The following is a 19575-nucleotide window of genomic DNA, read 5'->3' as shown; positions in this document are numbered from 1 at the left end:
CAGCACCGTCGTCAGGAACAGGATGTAGACGAAGTGGCCGGAGAACGGGACGAGCCCGAACACCGGGAAGACGATGGACAGCACCGCGAGGTGCCAGATGAAGATGCCGTACGACCAGCGGCCCACCGCGAGAGCGAGCGGGCTCGCGAGGTAACGGTGGGTGGACCTGTCGGACAGCACCAGCGGTGCCATCAACGCGAAACTGATGACGGCGCCGAGCGCCATCTTGACGGCGTACTGCCAGGGTTCGGGACGCACCAGCCCCTCCGGCCCGGCGAGGTCGGTCGCCGTGAGCGCGAATGCCACTGCGGCGACGAGGAACATCCGGACGCGGTGATGCGCCCAGCGGTGCATCCGCCCGGGCGGGCTCACCGCCAGTTCGGCCAGCAACATCCCAGCTCCGAACCAGGGCAGGTATCCGGGCAGCCAGTTGTCGTGGTGGATGCCGCCCGGCGTCGAGACCGGTACGAATGCCCACGTCAGGCTCACCGCGATCAACGCGAGGATCGCCGGAACACGCAGCCGCGCAGCCGGACCCCGTAGCCGGACCAGTGCGAGGGCCAGCAGCGGAAGCACCAGATAGAAGGCCACCTCCACCGACAGACTCCACATCTGGGTCAGACCGTCGGTGAGAGTGAGTGGCACGAACACTTGCACGAGACCGAGATTCGCCCACCACGTGCGGTAACTCGCGTTGGCGGTGGGCAGGAACGTCAACACCACGGCCACGGCGACCCAGTACGCGGGCAGGATGCGCGTCGCCCGCGAAATCCAGTACCGGACGACGCCGGGGGCGGAACCCATCCCCCGCGCAGCCCCGGCATGGCTGCGCCACAGCAGGAATCCCGACAGCGCGAAGAAGACCGCCACCGCCAGATCGAATCGTCCCCAGATGCGGCCGAGGACCGGCACGTGCGTCGCGCCCGTCTGGAAAGCGACGTGCGTCACGAGCACCCCCAGCGCCGCGAGACCGCGCATCCCCTCCAGTGCGGGAATGAAACTGCGCGGAGTAGCGGTCGCCGCGGGCGCGGGCGAGATCGTGGCCGGGGTGCTCATCACCAACAGTGTGCCTGGTCCGGGCCCTGTGACGGAAAACTCCGTCCCGGTCACTTCGCTGCGGAACGGCCGGTGCGTTTACTATCCGATGGGGCAAATGCGCATTCGAGACTGTTAGTGTTTTGCCTCACGTGGTGTCGATGTGGGCTCCATGCGATCCGTGCAGCCGTGCTGCCGGTGGGGGAATCTCAATCGACAGAATTGGGTTAGGAGAGAAAGCATGGCGGAGCGCTCAGGGCCGAGCCGGATACTTGCTTGCATTCTGGTGGGCCTCGGTGCCTTCCTCTTGGCCGTCGCCATTCTCATTCCCACCTACACGGTGGGCAAATTGGCGAAGACGCCCTTGGACCTCGAAGTGACCACGATCGCCGAAGGTTCCGGCAGCGTGCTCAACTCGCAGGCTCTTCTCGCAGGCAAGACCGAAGTCAACACGAACGTTCCACTGGTGTCACAGCGTTACGTCACCACCGAGGACCCGGCGAACGCGGACGTCGTCACTCTCCAGGCGGGGCAGACACTCCGGCGCACCGACAAGCAGGGCGACACCGGACTGCTGTCCGCGATCGTCGACCGCAACACCGTCGACCGCAAGACCTCGATGCCGACCAACGACCCGGTGGGCACCATCCAGACGCAACCCAACCAGCCTGCCGAGGAAGTTCCGCGCGACGGACTGCAGTACAAGTTCCCGTTCGACTCGGAGAAGAAGAGCTACCCCTACTTCGATCTGAACGCGCGCGCCACCCAGGACATCGACTTCGTCGAGGAGACGGAGATCAACGGTCTGAAGGTGTACCACTACAGCCAGACGATCGCGCCGGTCGACCTGTCCAAGGTCGTCAACTCGCCCACCAACAAGCTGACACTGCCCGCCGAGACGTGGGGCGTCCCCGGCGGCACCCTCCCCGTCACGATGACCCGCTGGTACACCAACGTGCGTGACGTGTGGGTCGAGCCCGAGACCGGTGTCGTCGTCAAGGGCCAGGAGCAGCTGCACCAGTACTACGCCCGCAACAAGGACAAGCCGGAGATCGACGTCCTGAAGGTGGAACTGCCGTTCAACGAGCAGACCATCGAGTACCAGGTCCAGCAGGCCAAGGACGGCATGGACAAGCTCAGCACGTTCGGTCGCACCGTGCCGATCATCGCCGGCATCCTCGGTCTCATCGCCCTGATCGCAGGACTGTTCCTGGCGCTGCGCGGCGGCAAGGGCAAGCAGCCCGCACCGGCCGACGGTGGTGACGTCCCGCAGAGCGGTGGTGGACGCCACGTCGACCTGGGCAAGTCGGAGGCTCCCACGGAGCAGCACGACTGGACCACGGACAAGACGGAGGAGATTCCCGTCGCAGATCCGCGCCGATACGACGAGCGGTAGAGCGCGACAACCGGACGCCACGTAGTCCGGTGCGAAGGGGACCTCGGTTTTTCACCGAGGTCCCCTTCGTCGTGTCAGGGCTGTCGTGTCGGGGGGCCTGTCGAACCGGGCCGATGTCAGATCGCGGGTGCGTCACGTCGCGCGCTGCGCACGGCGAAGAGACTCGCGACCAGGGCGGTGCTCGACGCGACCGTCACGGCGACGGCGATGAACTGCCCGATCGTGGACGCGAGGGTCAGCATGGCGGTCATCTCGACGGCGAGGCCGATCCAGGCGATGACGGCAAGGTACGTCCGCTCCCCCGCGATGGCGGACAGCAGGGCGCCCTGCAGGACGGCCAGGCAGGCGCCGTGGAGCGCGAACAGCCACAGCAGCGACTGCACGGGGCGGTACGCGTCCCCGACGAGGAGCGGGACGAGGGGGGCGGCCACCGCGACACCCGCGACGAGCACTGCGCCCAGTCCGACGAGGACGGCGAGCGCCGAGCGGATCGCTTGCGCGGAGTGCGCGGGATTCGCCATCCGCGGGTACAGCACCACCCCGACGGCCTGCGGCAGCCAGAACGCGGCCTTGGTGGCGACGGCACCCAGCGCGTACAGGCCTGCGTCGTCGTTGCTGAGCACGATGCGGGCGATCACGAGGTCCATCGACGACAGCGCGATCAGCGCCAACTGCACCTGCGACGCCTTCAGCACGGCCGCGACGCCGATCCGGGTGCTCGATTCCCCGGTGATCCCGGAGTCTGCGAACAGTCGGGCGCACAGGGCCACCAGGCCGGTGCCGACCGCGCTGGCGGCGAGGGCGAGTCCCGGCCCGGCGCCGACGGCGAGCACCACGACCGCGGGAACGACCTTTGCGATTCCGGCTCCGGCGAGGACGACGCTGAGCGGGCCGAACCGCGCCGAACCCTGCAGCAGTCCCTGTTCGGTGGCGAGCAGGACGAGGACGGGCGCTGTGACGAGCGCCGAGAACGTGGCGAGCATCCCGGTGTCGAGGGCGAACGACACGAGGGGCGTGAGCAGCGTCGCCGCGACCGCGACGATCAGCGCACAGCGGTACCCCAGCAGCCGGAGCGCGTGTGCACCCTTGCCCCGGACCGCCTCGCGGGCGACGACGGTCTGCAGTGCGAGCGCGGGGACGGCGAGGACGAGTTGGGCGGCGAGCAGACTCGCGAACTCCCCGTAACCCGCCGGGCCGAGCCAGGCGCTCGCCGCCCAGGCAAGCAGGTAGGACGCGATATTCGCGGTCATCGAGCCGGCCGTCACCATCGTCACCCCGGCGACCGCCGAGCTGGTGAGGGTCTGGCGTGGCATTCGCCCATGATGCACTACGTGCCGTGCGGGCCGGGTCGATGCACCACGTATCGTGACGGCCCATGACCGTCCGGCGCCGAGCACCGTTCGTGGCGGCGGTCTACAGCCTCGTCCTGGCGCTACTGATCCTCGGTCCGCTGCTCGGTCCCGGCTATCTGCTGCTGCGTGACGCGGTGAGCACTCCCCGGTCGTATCGCACGGACTCGGCGCTCGGTCTCACCGATGCCGCCGCGCGGGCGGTCCCGCAGGACGCCCTCCTGGCCGCGCTGAGTGCGTTCGTCGACGGCGGACTGGTGGTGAAGGCGATCCTGCTGCTCGCCCTGTGGGCGGCGGGCTGGGGCGCGGCCCGCATGGTCCGGACAGTCCTGCCGACCGCCGGGCTCGGGCCGCAACTCGTGGCCGCGACGGTGACGGTGTGGAACCCGTACGTCGCCGAGCGACTGCTGCAGGGTCACTGGAGTCTGCTGACGGGGTATGCAGCGCTGCCGTGGACGGTGTGCGCGGCCGTCGCTATCCGGCGCGGTCGGCGGCAGGGGTGGTTCGCCCTCGCGGTCTGCCTCGCCGCGGCCGGTCTGACACCGACCGGGGTGTTGCTCGCGGCGGTGACGGCGCTGGCCGTCCTCGCCTGCCCGGGTGGACGCTCCGCCCGATGGCTCCGTCTGACAGGTGCGCTGGGCCTGTTCTTCGCCGCGAGCGCGCCGTGGCTGGTGGCCACGGCTCTGTCCGGCGGCGGCGGGGACGGTTCCGATCCCGCCGGGGTCGCGGCGTTCGCGGCCCGCGCCGAACCGGGTCTGGCGACGCTCGGCAGTCTCGCCGGGCTCGGCGGCGTCTGGAACGAGACCGCCGTCCCGCAGACCCGGACCACCCTGTTCGCCCTGGTCGGAACGGTCCTGCTGCTCGGTGTCGTGCTGTGTGGTCTCCCTGCGCTGTGGCGGCGTCGACGGCATCCCGCAGTGGCCGCGCTGACCGTGCTCGCACTGCTCGCGGTGCTGCTGCCGACGCTCGGCGCGACGGCGTGGGGTCTCGACGCCGGCCGCTGGTCGGTGCAGCACGTCCCCGGCGCGGGGCTGCTCCGGGACGCGCAGAAGTGGGTGGCCCTTGCGGCCCCGCTGTATGCGCTCGCCGCCGCGGCCGCCGTGCTGCGGCGCCCGGTCACCTGGTCGGTCTCGGCCGTCCTGATCGTGCTGCTCGCCCTCCCCGACCTCGCGTGGGGCGTCGGGGGCTCCCTGCGCCCGGTCCACTATCCGCCGTCGTGGCGGCAGCTGGCCGCCGAACTGGACGACGACCCGACCAGCGGGGACGTCGCCGTCCTGCCCACCGGCATGTTCCGCAAGTTCCCCTACAGCAGTTCCGCTCCCGTCCTGGACCCCGCCCCGAGAATGCTGCCGGAGGACGTCCTGCAGACCGGCGAGCTGGTGGTGGCCGGCGGCAGCGTCGGGGGCGAGGGGTCCCGGGCGCAGCAGGTCGAACGGGTGCTGCTCACCGGCGGTTCCGCCGCCGATCTCGCGTCGCTGGGCGTCCGATGGGTTCTGGTCGAGCGCGACACGCCCGGACCCCGCGGCGAATCCGCGACCACCCTGTCCCGGCTGGAGCGACAGTTCTCGGACGAGCATCTGGAGCTGTACCGCGTCGACGGCGACGTCGCGCCGTACGAGGCGACCCGACGGGCGCGCGCGACCGTGATCGCGGCCCACGTGCTGTGGGCGATGCTGTTGGCCGGTGGTCTACTCGGCGCGGGCGTGCTCGAGGCCCGGACGCGCCAGCGCCGGCGACACCAGCCCTGACGTGCGCAGGCCCGCGGCCGTGCCGGCCAGCACCTCGTGGACGCCGTTCCCGGTGTGCTTCCAGGAGAATTCACCCGCCCGGACGCGTGCCTTCTCACCGAGCACCGTGCGGGTCTCGGGCTCGAGCAGGAGCGTCTTGACCGCCGCGGTCAGGTCGGCGACGTCGGCCGTCGCCGCCTCCGCCTTGCCGACCAGAACGCCGGTCACGCCGTCGACGACCGAATCCGTGAGGCCCTTGGAGCTGCGGTAGCCGACGGTCGGGACGCCGTGCTGCGCTGCCTCGATGACGGCGAGACCCCAGCCCTCCTTGCGGGAGGGCATCACGTGCACCCAGGACTGCGACAGCAACTGGTGTTTGCGGGTCTCGTCGACGTGCCCGTGGAACGTGACGGCGTCGCCGATGCCCAGCTCGTGCGCGCGGTCGCGGAGGTTCTGCTCCCACCAGCCGCCACCGATGACGTCGAGGTGCACGTCGGCGATCGTGGGGCGCAGGGCGGCGACGGCCTCGAGGGCGTCCTCGATCTGTTTGTGCGGCACGAGCCGTGACAGCACGCACACGCTGGGGTGCGCGGTCCTCGTGTCGGCGCCGCCGATGTCCACGCCGAGAGGGATGTCGTCGGCGCCGTTGCGCACCACCGCGATCCGCTCGCGCTCCACTCCCAGTTCGACGAGTTCGTCGGCGGACGGCAGCGACACGGTGAGGTACTGGTCGTCCCGGTGGGTGCGCGGCGACAGCCGGGATTCCACCCACCAGCCGATCTTGCCCATCAACCGGCCCGCCACCGGCCACTGCTCGCGGTGGCAGTGATGGACGAGCAGCGTGACCGGTGCGCCTGCGACGACGCGGGAGAAGAACGGGATGCCGTTCTGGGTGTCGATGACGGCGTCGGGCCGGATGCCGCGGAGCGGCCCGAACCCGAGCCGGCCGGCGGCGATCGCGGCGAGGGCGCGGGGGTAGACGCTGTACCGTCCGCCTGCCCGGCTGATCTCGATGCCGTCGACGGTCTCCTTCTTGGCGGCGCCGCGGTAACCGGCGGTGCGGAGGGTGACCTTGATTCCCCGCGCCGCGAGCTGGGCGCCGACCTCCTCGAGGTACCGCTCACTGCCGCCACCCTGCGGGTGACCGGTGTCGCGCCAGCAGAGCAGCAGAACCTCTCGCACGTTCATATACTCCTGTGGTCGGTGCGGTACTCGTGGTCTCGGGGCGGGACGTTCGCCGCTGTAGTCCCCGAACACCCTATCGGTCGTATTCCACCCGATGTTGCAGCCACCGCGAACGGATTGCCGTCCCGGCGGCTCCACTCGCTAAGGTTCAGTCTCGTGACGACGCCTCCCGTGACCCGGCGATTCGGTCGACGGGCAACCCTGAAGAGGTCGTTCGGCCTGCTCAGCGACTTCCGGCACGAACAGACCGCGCCCGACCTGTTCTACGGCGCCCTCGCCCGCGACTCCGTCGAACTGATCGGCGACCTGTGGGGCGGTCTGACCGACGCGGATCTCACCGGCACGACGGTCCTCGACGTCGGCGGCGGCCCCGGCTACTTCGCGGACGTGTTCCAGCAGGCCGGCGCCCGGTACGTTCCCGTGGAACCGGATCCGTCCGAGATGCACGCCGCGGGACTCGCGGTGGGCGGCGCCGTCCGTGGGTCGGGGCTGGCGCTGCCGTTCCGGACGGCGTCGGTGGACATCTGCTTCTCGTCCAACGTCGCCGAGCACGTCAGCGAACCGTGGGCAATGGCGGAGGAGATGATCCGCGTGACGAAACCCGGCGGCCTGATGGTGCTGTCGTACACGTTGTGGTGGGGCCCGTTCGGCGGCCACGAGACCGGACCGTGGCATGCACTGGGCGGCGAGTACGCCGCCCGGCGTTACCTGCGCAGGAACGGCCGGGAACCCAAGAACCGCTACGGTGTGTCGCTGTTCAAAGTGGGTGCGGCCGACGGGCTTCGGTGGGCCCGGCGCACCCCGGACGCGGAGTTGCTGGCCGCCTTCCCCCGCTATCACCCGCGCTGGGCGTGGTGGATGGTGCGCGTCCCCGGACTGCGGGAGTTCCTGGTGAGCAATCTCGTTCTCGTGATGCGGAAGCGCTGACCGTGGTCGCGCTGGCACTCGACATCGGCGGCACCAAGATCGCCGCCGGGATCGTCGGCGCGGACGGCGCGGTGCCGCACCCTGTGACCACTCCCACGCCGGCGGCCGGAGTCGCGGCCGCGTGCGCCGCCCTGCTGCGCGAGGTCGCGGGAAGCGCGAAGATCACGTCGGTCGGCATCGCCTGCGCCGGACCGGTCGACACAGTCGCCGGCACCGTGTCGCCCATCAACATCGAGGAGTGGGCGGGCGGATTCGGCCTGGTCGGCGCCGTGCAGGACCTCTTCCCCGGCGTCCCTGCGCGACTGGCCATGGACGGCGCCGCGGCCGCACTCGGCGAGCATCACCACGGCGCCGGTCGCGGCGCCCCCGACCTGCTGAGCCTCGTCGTGTCCACCGGCATCGGCGGCGGGGTGATCCTCGGCGGTCGCATCGCCACCGGCCGGACCGGCAACGCGGGACACATCGGCCACATGGTGGTTTCCGGCGGGACCGACCCGTGCACGTGCGGCGGGGTCGGGTGCCTGGAGACGGTCGCCAGCGGACCGTCGTCCGTGCGCTGGGCCCGCTCCCGCGGATGGCGCGGAACGACGGGCGTCGAATTGGCGCGGGCCGCCGCGGACGGTGACGAGGTCGCGGTGGCCGCCCTCGACCGCGCGGGGACCGCACTGGGGCAGGCGATCGCGTCGGCCGCGGCTCTGCTCGACGTCGATCTCGCGGTGATCGGCGGCGGATTCGCGCAGGCAGGGCCGCCGTTGTGGGACCCGATGCGCCGGGCCGCGGCCCGTCACGCCCGGTTGTCCTTCGTCGCCGATCTGCGCGTGGTGCCCGCGGAACTCGGCGCCTCGGGCACGCTCGTCGGGGCGGCGGTCCTGGCCGCCGGCGAGGGCTGACACAGCGGAATCTCCTCACCTGTTCCGAAATTCTGTAACGTGTTCTAGTGTTCAGGGTCACACCACGTTCAGGAGAGGAGGTGACCGTGAGCACGAGCGCAACCCGATCTGCCGACGACTCCGATCACCAATCCGAAGTTGCCAGGCCCAGTGATTCCCGTCGCGATCCGGAGGTGCTGCGGGAGGCGCTCCAACGCTGGCTCGCCGCGCAATTGCCCTCCGACGCCGCACCCGAGGTCACCCACGTCCATCTCCCCGACGCCAACGGCATGTCGAGCGAGACCATCCTGTTCGACGCCACCTGGTCGGGCGAGGTGCACCCGCTGGTCGCACGCGTCGCGCCCGCCGACACGACGATGCCCGTCTTCCCCGACTACGACCTCGACGGACAGTTCCAGGCGATGACGCAGGTCCGGGAACACTCCGCCGTCCCGGTCCCGGTCGTCTACTGGTCCGAGCCCGATCCCGGGCCGCTGGGCGCCCCGTTCTTCGTCATGGCCCGCGTCTCCGGGCAGGTTCCGCCGGACGTGATGCCCTACAACTTCGGGTCGTGGGTGACGGAGGCGACCGAGGAGCAGCGTGCACTGCTGCAGCACAGTGCCGTGAATGTGCTTGCGCAACTGCACGACATCGACCGGCCGTGGGAGCGGTTCGCGTTCCTGCGGCTGCCCGGCGCCGGCCCCACCGTCTCCGAGGCGCTCGCCGCGCACATCCGGCAGCAACGTGACTACTACGAATGGACGACCCGGTCCGGCCCCCGGTCCCCGCTCATCGAACGCGGCTTCGCGTGGATGGAGGAGAACCTCCCGGACGACTCCTCCCCCGCCGTCTTCTGCTGGGGTGACGCCCGCATCGGCAACATGATGTTCGAGGACTTCCGGCCGGTGGCCGTACTCGACTGGGAGATGGCCACGCTCGGGCCCCGCGAACTCGACCTGGGCTGGATGACATACCTGCACCGGTTCTTCGAGGACATCGCCGCGGCCGCCGGACTCGACGGGATGCCCGGCTTCCTGCGCCTCGACGACCTCGCCGCCCTGTACGAGGAACTGACGGGCCACGCGCCCCGCGATCTCGAGTACTACACCGCCTACGCGGCCCTGCGGCAGGCGACGATCATGCTGCGAATTCAGGAGCGCGCCATCCACTTCGGTCAGGCCGTCGCCCCCGAGGATCCGGACGACATGATCATGCACCGCGCCTCGCTCGAGGCGATGCTCGACGGCACGTACTGGGAGAAGATCCGATGACCGCCGACTACGCCGGAAACCCGCTGTCCCCGATGGACGACTACCCCATCCATCAGGTGGCCGAGCCCATCCGGCGGGTCGCGACGTCCGACCGCAACTTCTACGACCGCTACTACTTCAACTGCTATCCCTCGGCCGAGTCCGACCTGTTCCTCATCATCGGTCTCGGCCAGTACCCCAACCTCGGGGTCACGGACGCGTTCGCGGTGCTCCGCCGCGGCGACGACCACATCGTCGTCCGCGGGTCGGCGGCGCTGGGCCACGACCGCTCCGAGAGCACCGTCGGACCATTCCGGGTCGAGGTCCTCGAGGGGCTGCAGCGCCTGCGCGTGGTGCTCGCACCGGGCGATTACGACCTCTCCTTCGACCTCACCTTCGACGGCGCGATCCCCGCGACGCTCGAGCCCCGCCACTTCCGCAGGCAACTCGAGCGGGTCACGTTCGACACGAGCCGCTTCGTCCAGACCGGTACCTGGGCAGGCGAACTCACGATCGACGGGCAGAGCCGCCCCGTCACCCCCGACACCTGGCGCGGCAACCGCGACCGGTCGTGGGGAGTGCGTCCCGTCGGCGAGTCCGAGCCGCCCGGACGGCGGGCGGTCGACGGGATCCAGAACTTCTTCTGGATCTACTCGGTGATGCAGTTCGAGGACTACGCCGTCTCCGTCGTCCTGCAGGAGGACGAACTCGGCAGGCGCATCGTCGAGGAGGCCGTCCGCATCTGGCCGGACGCCGACCACGAACCCGAATGGCTGGGCCGACCCGAACACGAGCTGAAATTCGAGCCCGGGACGCGCGACGTCACGTCGGCGTCGCTGAGTTTCCACCGGCCGACCGGCGAGGTCGTCACCGTCACCTGCGACCTGCTGGTTCCCAACTACATCGGTATCGGAACCGGCTACGGACTCGAGGCCGACTGGCGTCACGGCATGTGGCAGGGCGAACTCGTGGTGCAGGGACTGCGCAAACGGGCGTCCGAGATCGAGCCGGGACTCCGGATGTTCTGCCCCGTCGACAATCTCACCCGATTCCGACTCGAGGACGGCGGCGAGACCGTAGTCGGGACCGGGCTGTTCGAGGTCGCGGCGATCGGGCCACACGCACGATACGGATTCGACAGTTTCACCGACACCGCCTCCTGACCGGGGGAACGACACGAGGAATGGACTCATGACCGACTACGACAAGCTCTACATCGGCGGCAAGTGGGTGGCCCCGGCCACCGACCAGGTGCTCGAAGTGTTCTCCCCGGCCACCGAGGAACGCGTCGGCAGCTGTCCCGTCGCGTCGCCTGCCGACATCGACGACGCCGTCGCCGTCGCCAGGCGGGCGTTCGACGAAGGTCCGTGGCCGCAGACCACTCCCGCGGAGCGCGGAGAGATCCTCGCGAAGGCGGCGAAGCTCATCGAGGAGCGCGGCGAGACCCTCAACGCGCTGATCTCGTCGGAGATGGGTCAGCCGCCCGCGATGGTCGGGATGATGCAGCAGACGCCGTCGCTCGCGACGCTGAACTTCTACGCCGGTCTCGCGAACGAATTCGAGTGGGAGCAGACCCGCACCGGCGTGTTCGGCCAGACGAAGGTGCTGCGGGAGCCGGTCGGTGTGGTGGCCGCGGTCCTCGCCTGGAACGTCCCACTGTTCCTGGCCGTCAACAAACTGTCCCCGGCGCTGCTCGCCGGCTGCACCGTGCTGCTGAAGCCGGCACCCGAATCCCCGCTCTCCACACACGTTCTCGCCGAGATCTTCGCCGAGGCCGGGGTCCCCGAGGGCGTCATCTCCGTTCTGCCCGGCGGCGCCGAGACCGGTGAATACCTGGTCTCGCATCCCGGCATCGACAAGATCACGTTCACCGGCAGCAGTCCCGTCGGCCGCAAGATCGGGGCCATCGCCGCGCAGAACCTCAAGCGCTGCTCCCTCGAACTGGGCGGCAAGTCGGCGGCCATCATCCTCGAGGACGCCGACCTCGCGTCCACGATGCCGATGCTGGTGATGTCCGGGCTGATGAACACCGGGCAGGCGTGCGTCGCGCAGACCCGGATCCTCGCCCCGCGGTCCCGCTACGACGAAGTGCTGGACGCCCTCGTCGCGGGTGCCGGATTCATGGCCGTCGGCGATCCGTCCGACCCGGCCGCGCAACTCGGGCCGCTGATCTCCGAGAAGCAGCGCGACCGCGTCGAGGGGTACATCGCCAAGGGCAAGGAACAGGGTGCCCGCGTGGTGCTCGGCGGCGGCCGCCCGGAGGGCCTCGACAAGGGCTGGTACGTGGAGCCGACCATCTTCGCGGACGTCGACAACTCGATGACGATCGCCCGCGAGGAAATCTTCGGGCCAGTCCTCTCCGTGATCCCCTACGACTCCGAGGACGAGGCGATCAAGATCGCCAACGACTCCGACTACGGACTCGCCGGCTCGGTGTACACCACCGACATCGACCACGGACTCGCCGTCGCGAAGCAGATCCGCACCGGCACGTACGCCATCAACTGGTACGCATTCGATCCGGGATCACCGTTCGGCGGCTACAAGGCCTCCGGCATCGGCCGCGAGAACGGACCGGAAGGGCTCGAGGCGTTCTGCGAGACCAAGTCCGTCCTCATGCCGCCCGGCTACACGGGGTAGGCGGCTCCGCCGCCCGTGAGTGGTTGACGAGTCCAGAGACTCCTCAACCACTCACGGGCGCGAAGCGCCTAGCTGCCGAACTGGACCCCACCGAGCGGGCCGCCGACGAGGACGATCTGCGGCATCGTGGTCTGGGGATTGGCGACGGTGGTCAGCGACAGGCATTCGCCGAGGACCGCGTAGGCGCCGTCCGGAAGTTCCGGAGTGGTGAACGTCTTGACGGCGTCGCCCGTGGCGTTCGCGAGAACGCGTTCGATCGGGTTGGTGGCCCACGCGACGAATCCCGGTTCGAGAACGACGGTCGGGTCCGCGAGTACCGCGGGCAGCTTGGTGGCGTCGAATGCCACGGCGCCGCAGGACTGGGCGTCCAGCAGATTCAGGACGTTGGGGTTGGTGACGGTGATGTCGAGGGTGCTTCCGTCGACCGCGGTCACCACGGTGGGAGGCTGCACTTCCGTCGCTGCGGAAGCGGTCGCCGGCATGGTCATGGTTACGGTGGCGGCGGCTGCGGCAGCGAGTGCGGCCCCTCCGGCGAGTCGTTTCATGCCCCTGCTGGTCCCTGTCTGCATCTGCAATCCTTTCGTCGCGTGCGAGCTTCGAGAATCGAAGCTTTTACAAACCGAATGGTATGCGTTTACTACAGAAGCCTCCCCCGAAACGACGAATGTCACAGCGGTTCAGGCGAACTGAACCACTGTGACATTCGGTCACCGGGGAGGGACTAGCCCAGGCGCTGCTTCAGGGCCTCGAACTCGTCACGGATGCCGGAGGGCACCTTCTCGCCGAGGAACTCGAACCATTCCTCGATGAGCGGCAGCTCCTGCTTCCACTCGTCGACGTCGACCTTGAGCGCCTCGTCGACGTCGTTGCCGTTGACGTCCAGCCCGCCGAGCTCCAGATCGGCTGCGGTCGGAACGAATCCGATCGGGGTGGACTCGGCGCCGGCCTTGTGCTCGATGCGGTCGACGATCCACTTCAGCACGCGGGAGTTCTCGCCGAAACCGGGCCACAGGAAGCGGCCGTCTTCGCCGCGACGGAACCAGTTGACGTAGAAGATCTTCGGCAGCTTCTCGGAATCCGCGTGCTTGCCGAGGTTGATCCAGTGGTTCAGGTAGTCGCCGGCGTTGTAGCCGATGAACGGGATCATGGCCATCGGGTCGCGGCGGACGGTGCCCACGGCGCCCTCGGCGGCAGCGGTCTGCTCGGACGACAGCGTCGCACCGAGGAACGTGCCGTGCTGCCAGTCGAAGGACTCGCTGACCAGCGGAACCGTGGTCTTACGGCGTCCACCGAACAGGATCGCGGAGATCGGCACACCCTGCGGGTCGTCCCACTCGGGGGCGAGGATCGGGCACTGCGACATCGGGGTGCAGTAACGCGAGTTCGGGTGCGCGGCCTTCTCGTCCGACTCGGGCGTCCACTCGTTGCCCTTCCAGTCGACGAGGTGCTGCGGGTCTCCCTCGAGGCCCTCCCACCAGACGTCGCCGTCGTCGGTCTGCGCGACGTTCGTGTACAGCGAGTTGCCGGCCTCGAGCGTCTTCATCGCGTTCGGGTTCGACCCGTAGTTGGTGCCCGGCGCGACGCCGAAGAACCCATACTCCGGGTTGACGGCGTACAGGCGGCCGTCCTCACCGAAGCGCATCCACGCGATGTCGTCACCGAGGGTCTCGGCGCGCCATCCGGGGATGGTGGGCTGGATCATCGCGAGGTTGGTCTTACCGCAGGCGCTCGGGAACGCGGCCGCGATGTAGTACGGCTTGTCCTCCGGGGAGATCAGCTTGAGGATCAGCATGTGCTCGGCCAGCCAGCCCTCGTCGTGGGCCATCGCCGACGCGATGCGCAGCGAGTAGCACTTCTTGCCGAGCAGAGCGTTTCCGCCGTAGCCGGAACCGTAGCTCCAGATCTCGCGGTCCTCGGGGAAGTGGGTGATGTACTTGGTGTCGTTGCACGGCCACGGGACGTCGGCCTGACCCTCGGCGAGAGGTGCGCCGACCGAGTGCAGCGCCTTCACGAACGGCTTGTCCTTGCCCAGCTTCTCCATCGCGGCCGTGCCCATGCGCGTCATGATGCGCATGGAGACGACGACGTACTCGGAGTCGGTGATCTCGACACCCAGCTTCGGGTCGTCAGCCCCGAGCGGACCCATGCAGAACGGCACCACGTACATGGTGCGTCCGCGCATGCTGCCGCGGTAGAGGTCGGTCATGAGCGACCGCATCTCCGTCGGGTCCATCCAGTTGTTGGTGGGCCCGGCGTCGATCTCCTCCCGCGAGCAGATGTAGGTGCGGGACTCGACGCGTGCGACGTCCGACGGGTCCGAGTTGCCGACGAACGAATTCGGCTTCTTCTCGTCGTTGAGTCGCGTGAACGTGCCGGCCGCGACGAGCTGCTCGGTCAGTCGATCCCATTCTGCGTCCGAGCCGTCGGCGAAGACGACGCGGTCGGGCTGAGTGAGTTCGGCAACCTCTCGAACCCAGGCGAGCAGCTCACTGTGCTCCGTGGGGGGCGTGCCGTCAGTTCCGTTCAGACCGGGAATGGTCGCTGAGGTCATCAAACTCTCCTGGGGTGAGCCGGAACCGGACCATCTGCCGTCCGCTGAGAGAGCCTCGCAGCGTGTGCCAGACGGTCCGATTTCCCCTCTCGGCGGGGTCCAGCCAGGCCGTCCATGCCACATGGAAGACGCGGGCGCCGGGTGTCCTATCCCTAGAGGTTAACGCCGCGAGTCCCGTCTCGGGGAATCGGGTGCGGTTGGAATGGTCACAGAAACGATTCAGTAGCCCTGTCAGGAGCCTTTCCCGCGTCTGGAGTGCGGATTTCGGGGATGGTCAGCCGATACCGAGAGTCCCACCATCGGTCTGCTCCCAGTGCACGACGCCGTCGCCGTCGCGGTGAAACTCCCACGACGCGTAGTCGCCGTCCTCGTGGATCAACGTCAGATGGTCTGCGTCGCCGTCCGAGTCGAGGTCGGAGGCGATGACGACGGCATCGCCCGCGTCGAAGGTCTGTGTGTCGAGGACGCCGTCGCCGTCGATGTCGTGGGTGGGATCGGTGAGCGCGACCGGCCCGGAATCGTGGCCGAACGTGTTCGGATCGAGGTCCGGCACGTCCGGGACCAGAAAACTCTCAGTCGTCGCCACCGCGGTCTCCCTTCGTATTTCGGACCGGTTTCCCGCCCAAAACAAGACATATCAAGATAATTCAACACGATCCCACATAAAAACGGGCGAACATCGGTCGGGCACCTATGTATTCAGACGTTCGCCGCGCCGATTCGGTTCCCCGGCCGGCCTGCGGACCTCCTGCAGTCCCCGGTCGACCGCCGCGAGGTCGCGTTCGCACGACGACAACTGCCCGCTGCGTCGCGCGGCCAGCCGGCGGAGTTCACCGTCGATCCGGGCGACCCGCTCGTCCACCTCCCGGGCGGCGACCCTGCTCTCGGCGATGACCGCCTCACTCACCCGGGTCTCCGCCGCCAGCAACCGGGCGAGGACGAACTGCTCCCACTGCGACCGCACGTGCACCAGCGCCTCGGTCGCCCACTGCCGCACGTGGGCACGCTCGGCGACGTGCGCGCGCGACCGCGTCAGCCACCACGCCGCGACCGCGCCCAGCGCGAGGGTGAGCGGGATGGTCGCGATGTCGAGGGCGGGCACCATCGACAGCGGCGAGACCACCAGCCTGCCCAGACCGAGCCCGGCGGACGCACCGATCAGGATCGTCATCCGGTCTTCCAGTCCGCGGTGCCGCGGTTCGGGCCCTTCCGGCACCACCGGTTCCGCCAGCGGAGCGGCGGCCTCGGGATCGGAGACGGCGACGCCGACACGCGACCGCAGGTCGTCGAGGCGCCCGGTCACCGCGGTGTCGACCGCACCGCTTCTCTCTCGCACGATCTCGGCCAGCCGGCCGGGATAGTCCGCAAGGGTCCCGCGGCCTGCGCGGTCGATCTCGGAACGCGCCGACGTTCCGGCCGCGCGGACCTGGGATGCCACCTCGTGCAGCAACTCGACCTTCGCGAGCTGGACTTGACCGCGGAGCTGGGCGACCCGTTCCGTGCGTCCGCCGTCGCGCAGCGTCAGCGCGCGAACCCGCTCGGCGCGCAGTTCCGCGCCGGGCTCGGTCTCCCGCACGGACCGGGCGGTGGCCGCGATCATCCGCCGGGTCTGCTCGAGCACCGCCTCGGCGGCGGGGCGCGAGTCGCGGGCCTCGTCCCGGGCGGCCCTCTGGAGTGCCGCGAGCACCGCCTCCACCCCGGATCCGCCGGCCGCGACCGGGTGGATCTCCGCGTCGGCGAAACGCGCCGCGTGCCGGGCGAGCAGGGTCCGGTTGCGTTCGCGCACGCCCGCCCAGTCCCGGTGGAGATCGGTCTTGGTGAGCGCGAAGACCACGGGGCACGCCGGTCGCGCGACGACGTCGAGAACGGACAGCTCTTCCCGTCCGAGTGGTGCCGACGCGTCGAGCACCATCAGAACCACCCCGGCGTCGAGCGGATCCTCCACGAATGCGAGCGCGTGCGCGTCGAGCGCGCGGAGCCGGCGCACGAGAGTGGTCTTGCCTGCGCGCCGCGGCCCCGCCACGAGGACACCTCGCTGCGCGGGTCCCCCGGACTTCAGCCGGGCGACGGCGTCCGGGTTCCATCGCGCCACCACGTCGACGGTCTCGGCGGGCAGATCGGACAACTGCGGTGTCGTCACGTTCCGGGGCTGCCGCTCAGCTGCCGTCCGACGCGAACGTAGTGGCGCCGGATGTCGACGACCGCCCGGCGCCTGCGGGCCGTCGGCTGGCGGGCGAGTTGCGCCCGCCACCAGTCCGCGCACCGGCCGGCGTCCGCGGCGGTGCGCGGCGGTTCCGGCTCGTCCGCGATGCAGTCGGCGAGGTGGAGCCGGGCCGCGGCGGCGCCGAGAGCAACCGCGTGGTCGCCGGCGAGGTACCGCTCCAGCACGTCGCGGGACGCGAGGCTGCGCGCGGCCTGCGACCGCAGCGTGTTCAGCAGGATCTCACCGCGGTGCGCCCGGACTCGTGCGACCCGGTCGGCGACCGCGGCCGACACCGCACCGATCCCGGACTCCGAGGACGTCCCCGCGGTCGCGAGCGTGCCGATCAACGGCAGAGCCGGGAGGCCGCCCTCGTCCGAGCATTCGGCAGCCCGCGCGGTCGCCGTCGCCCAGGCGTCGGCGGGCACTCGCGACGCGCCCACCGTGTCCGCCTTGTTGAGGACGAACAGGGCCTGCGCCGGGTCCAGGTTCCGCACGGCGTCCCGGTCGGCGTCGCGCACCGCTTCGACGAGGACGTAGACCACGACGTCGCCGTCCAGCACCGGGTCGGGAGCGCCCGGCACGTCGACGGCGTCCGATTCCTCCACGACCGCGCCGTCGATGCCACCGGCGGTCAGCGCGGCGGCCACGGTCGACCTGCCCACACCCGCCCGACCGGCGGTCTGAACCCGGACAGGCGCCCGAAACGCCGCGACGGCGGCGCGCACCCGGTCGCCGCCGGCCTCGTCCAGTGCCGCTACTTCTGCGGCGAGATCCGTCAGTATTCCGCCCCCGGCATCTGCAGTGCCCATGACGCAGTCACCCCCCTTCGTCCCGCGCCGATTCTGTCAGACTCGCCCCGAATCGGCGTGGGCAACCGTGCAGGCTGGGCACCGGATTACCGAAAAAGTCTCAAGGTGAACTTCAGACCCGTATGCCAGAAACGCCCCTCATGCGTGACAATGGTCCGGTGAACCACGCTGATCAGGATGCACCCGCCGTCCCCGAGGAGGGGCAGACGAAGGACTCGAAGGGGTCCCGTCTCCACCCGAGGGTGACAAGTTTCCGCTCGCGCAGGGGCGCCCTGACCGCCGCCCAGCAGGAGTCGTGGGACCGGCAGTGGCCCGTGATCGGCGCCGACGTCTCGGACAATCGCCTGGACGCGCCGTCGTGGTTCGGCAGGGACGCGCCCCTGATCCTCGAGATCGGCTCGGGCACGGGTACCGCCACCGCGGCGATGGCGAAGGCCGAACCGCACGTGAACCTCGTGGCCGTCGAGGTCTACCGGCCCGGGCTCGCACAGTTGATTCAACAGATCGAACGGGACGAGATCCCGAACATCCGGGTCCTGCGCGGCGACGCCATGGATGTCCTGGAGAACATGATCGAACCGGAATCGCTCACCGGAGTCCGTGTCTTCTTCCCGGATCCGTGGCCGAAGGCCCGCCATCACAAGCGGCGCCTGCTGCAGGCCCCCACTTTCGCCCTGATCGCGAGCAGGTTGAAAGCCGGCGGTGTGTTGCATGTCGCAACAGATCACGCCGAGTACGCCGAGGCCATCGCCGAGGCAGGCAACGCGGAACCCCTCCTGACCTCCCTCGACTGGGAATCACCCATGACGCACGAGCGTCCGGTGACGAAGTTCGAAGACAAGGCCCACCAGGTCGGCAGTGCGATCACCGAGTTGATTTGGGGGAAGATCAGGTCATGAGCGTCAGCGAGCAGTACACCGACACAGCCGGCACCGCCCCGGCAGGCACCGCAGTGTCGTCAGGATCTCCCGCGGTGGGTGCACGTGACGGGCGCCACCAGAAGCGGGTCCTTCTCGTCTGGGACGCACCCAACCTCGACATGGGTCTCGGCGCCATCCTCGGCGGCAGGCCCACGGCCGCCTACCGGCCACGATTCGACGCACTCGGCCGCTGGTTGCTCTCCCGGACCGCGGAACTGTCCGCGTCCGGCACCGACACACTCGAACCCGAGGCAACGGTCTTCACCAACATCGCGGCTGGCAGCGCCGATGTCGTGAGACCGTGGGTCGAAGCCTTGCGTAATGTGGGATTCGCGGTGTTCGCCAAGCCGAAGATCGATGAGGACAGCGACGTCGACTCCGACATGCTGGACCACATCGCGCTTCGTCACGGCGAGGGGCTGGCCGGTGTCATGGTCGCCTCCGCCGACGGTCAAGCATTTCGCGAACCGTTGGAGGACATCGCCGCGACCGGCATTCCGGTCCAGATACTCGGGTTCCGCGAGCACGCCAGCTGGGCGGTCGCGTCCGACCTTCTGGACTTCGTCGATCTCGAGGACATCCCCGGCGTGTTCCGGGAGCCACTGCCTCGGGTCAGCCTCGACACACTGCCCGACGAGGGTGCCTGGTTGCAGCCGTTCCGACCGCTTTCCGCCCTGCTCGTCGGGCGGAAGAGTGCTGCCGAGTAGGAGTTGA

The 19575-nt window shown here is 69.5% G+C and carries 16 protein-coding genes and 1 pseudogene; 9 read left to right on the top strand and 8 right to left on the bottom strand.

All coding sequences use genetic code 11. The annotated features are described in order from the left end of the window. A pseudogene (locus CJ179_RS27685) lies at positions 1–1056 on the bottom strand (acyltransferase family protein); the annotation flags it as partial. Positions 1057–1276: 220 nt separating this feature from the next. On the opposite strand from CJ179_RS27685, the gene CJ179_RS27680 reads away from it, so the two are divergent. Beyond that, positions 1277–2431, top strand: coding sequence for a DUF3068 domain-containing protein (locus CJ179_RS27680; protein ID WP_072947519.1), 1155 nt, complete (start codon positions 1277–1279; stop codon positions 2429–2431). Positions 2432–2547: 116 nt separating this feature from the next. On the opposite strand, the gene CJ179_RS27675 is transcribed toward CJ179_RS27680, so the two are convergent. Further along, on the bottom strand, positions 2548–3744 hold the full coding sequence (locus CJ179_RS27675; protein WP_072947520.1) for a polysaccharide biosynthesis protein: 1197 nt from the start codon (positions 3742–3744) through the stop codon (positions 2548–2550). A gap of 62 nt (positions 3745–3806) precedes the next feature. Here CJ179_RS27675 and CJ179_RS27670 point away from each other — a divergent pair, with 62 nt between their 5' ends. Then, on the top strand, positions 3807–5528 hold the full coding sequence (locus CJ179_RS27670; protein WP_095863469.1) for a hypothetical protein: 1722 nt from the start codon (positions 3807–3809) through the stop codon (positions 5526–5528). On the opposite strand, the gene CJ179_RS27665 is transcribed toward CJ179_RS27670, so the two are convergent. Next, entirely contained in the window at positions 5469–6689 is a 1221-nt protein-coding gene (locus tag CJ179_RS27665) for a glycosyltransferase family 4 protein (protein WP_095863634.1), read from the bottom strand. The two genes, CJ179_RS27670 and CJ179_RS27665, sit on opposite strands and share 60 nt — an antisense overlap. A gap of 174 nt (positions 6690–6863) precedes the next feature. Here CJ179_RS27665 and CJ179_RS27660 point away from each other — a divergent pair, with 174 nt between their 5' ends. The 5 genes from CJ179_RS27660 (at position 6864) to CJ179_RS27640 (ending at position 12378) form a co-directional block, all read left to right on the top strand. After that, positions 6864–7619: a bifunctional 2-polyprenyl-6-hydroxyphenol methylase/3-demethylubiquinol 3-O-methyltransferase UbiG gene (locus tag CJ179_RS27660; protein ID WP_095863468.1), complete on the top strand. Its 756-nt coding sequence runs from the start codon at positions 6864–6866 to the stop codon at positions 7617–7619. Between the two features lie 2 nt (positions 7620–7621). After that, on the top strand, positions 7622–8509 hold the full coding sequence (locus CJ179_RS27655; protein WP_095863467.1) for an ROK family protein: 888 nt from the start codon (positions 7622–7624) through the stop codon (positions 8507–8509). An 80-nt stretch (positions 8510–8589) separates the two neighbouring features. After that, positions 8590–9759, top strand: coding sequence for a phosphotransferase family protein (locus CJ179_RS27650; protein WP_072947524.1), 1170 nt, complete (start codon positions 8590–8592; stop codon positions 9757–9759). After that, a complete protein-coding gene (locus tag CJ179_RS27645; RefSeq protein ID WP_095863466.1) occupies positions 9756–10901 on the top strand; it encodes a hypothetical protein in 1146 nt (381 codons plus the stop codon). Before CJ179_RS27650 ends, CJ179_RS27645 begins: the two co-directional genes overlap by 4 nt. 28 nt (positions 10902–10929) lie before the next feature. Next, positions 10930–12378, top strand: coding sequence for an aldehyde dehydrogenase (locus CJ179_RS27640; RefSeq protein ID WP_072947526.1), 1449 nt, complete (start codon positions 10930–10932; stop codon positions 12376–12378). A 68-nt stretch (positions 12379–12446) separates the two neighbouring features. On the opposite strand, the gene CJ179_RS27635 is transcribed toward CJ179_RS27640, so the two are convergent. The 5 genes from CJ179_RS27635 to CJ179_RS27615 all read right to left on the bottom strand — a co-directional run bounded on the left by CJ179_RS27635 (position 12447) and on the right by CJ179_RS27615 (position 17941). After that, positions 12447–12947 (bottom strand): hypothetical protein, encoded by a 501-nt coding sequence (locus CJ179_RS27635; RefSeq protein WP_241031483.1) that lies wholly within the window; start codon positions 12945–12947, stop codon positions 12447–12449. Positions 12948–13099: 152 nt separating this feature from the next. Further along, positions 13100–14929 carry a phosphoenolpyruvate carboxykinase (GTP) gene (locus CJ179_RS27630; protein WP_072947528.1) on the bottom strand — a complete coding sequence of 610 codons (1830 nt, stop codon included), beginning with the start codon at positions 14927–14929 and terminating at the stop codon, positions 13100–13102. Positions 14930–15203: 274 nt separating this feature from the next. Continuing rightward, positions 15204–15515, bottom strand: coding sequence for a DUF6802 family protein (locus tag CJ179_RS27625; protein WP_095863464.1), 312 nt, complete (start codon positions 15513–15515; stop codon positions 15204–15206). 105 nt (positions 15516–15620) lie between these two features. Further along, entirely contained in the window at positions 15621–17069 is a 1449-nt protein-coding gene (locus CJ179_RS27620; protein WP_095863463.1) for a hypothetical protein, read from the bottom strand. Then, the gene (locus tag CJ179_RS27615; RefSeq protein ID WP_095863462.1) at positions 17066–17941 is read right to left on the bottom strand and encodes a hypothetical protein; all 876 of its coding nucleotides are present in this window, start codon (positions 17939–17941) and stop codon (positions 17066–17068) included. The genes CJ179_RS27620 and CJ179_RS27615 overlap by 4 nt, the downstream gene beginning before the upstream one ends. Before the next feature lie 122 nt (positions 17942–18063). Here CJ179_RS27615 and trmB point away from each other — a divergent pair, with 122 nt between their 5' ends. Together trmB and CJ179_RS27605 are read left to right on the top strand one after the other, a co-directional pair. Further along, positions 18064–18840 carry a tRNA (guanosine(46)-N7)-methyltransferase TrmB gene (gene trmB, locus CJ179_RS27610; RefSeq protein ID WP_174705561.1) on the top strand — a complete coding sequence of 259 codons (777 nt, stop codon included), beginning with the start codon at positions 18064–18066 and terminating at the stop codon, positions 18838–18840. Further along, entirely contained in the window at positions 18837–19568 is a 732-nt protein-coding gene (locus CJ179_RS27605; RefSeq protein WP_072947533.1) for an NYN domain-containing protein, read from the top strand. Before trmB ends, CJ179_RS27605 begins: the two co-directional genes overlap by 4 nt. Positions 19569–19575 lie beyond the last annotated feature (7 nt).

Origin of the sequence: Rhodococcus sp. ACS1 (assembly GCF_002300155.1) — a bacterium.
GTDB lineage: Bacteria > Actinomycetota > Actinomycetes > Mycobacteriales > Mycobacteriaceae > Rhodococcus_F > Rhodococcus_F koreensis.
The sequence above is the reverse complement of the archived record's forward strand: the minus strand, read 5'-3'. Positions and strand labels throughout refer to the sequence as shown.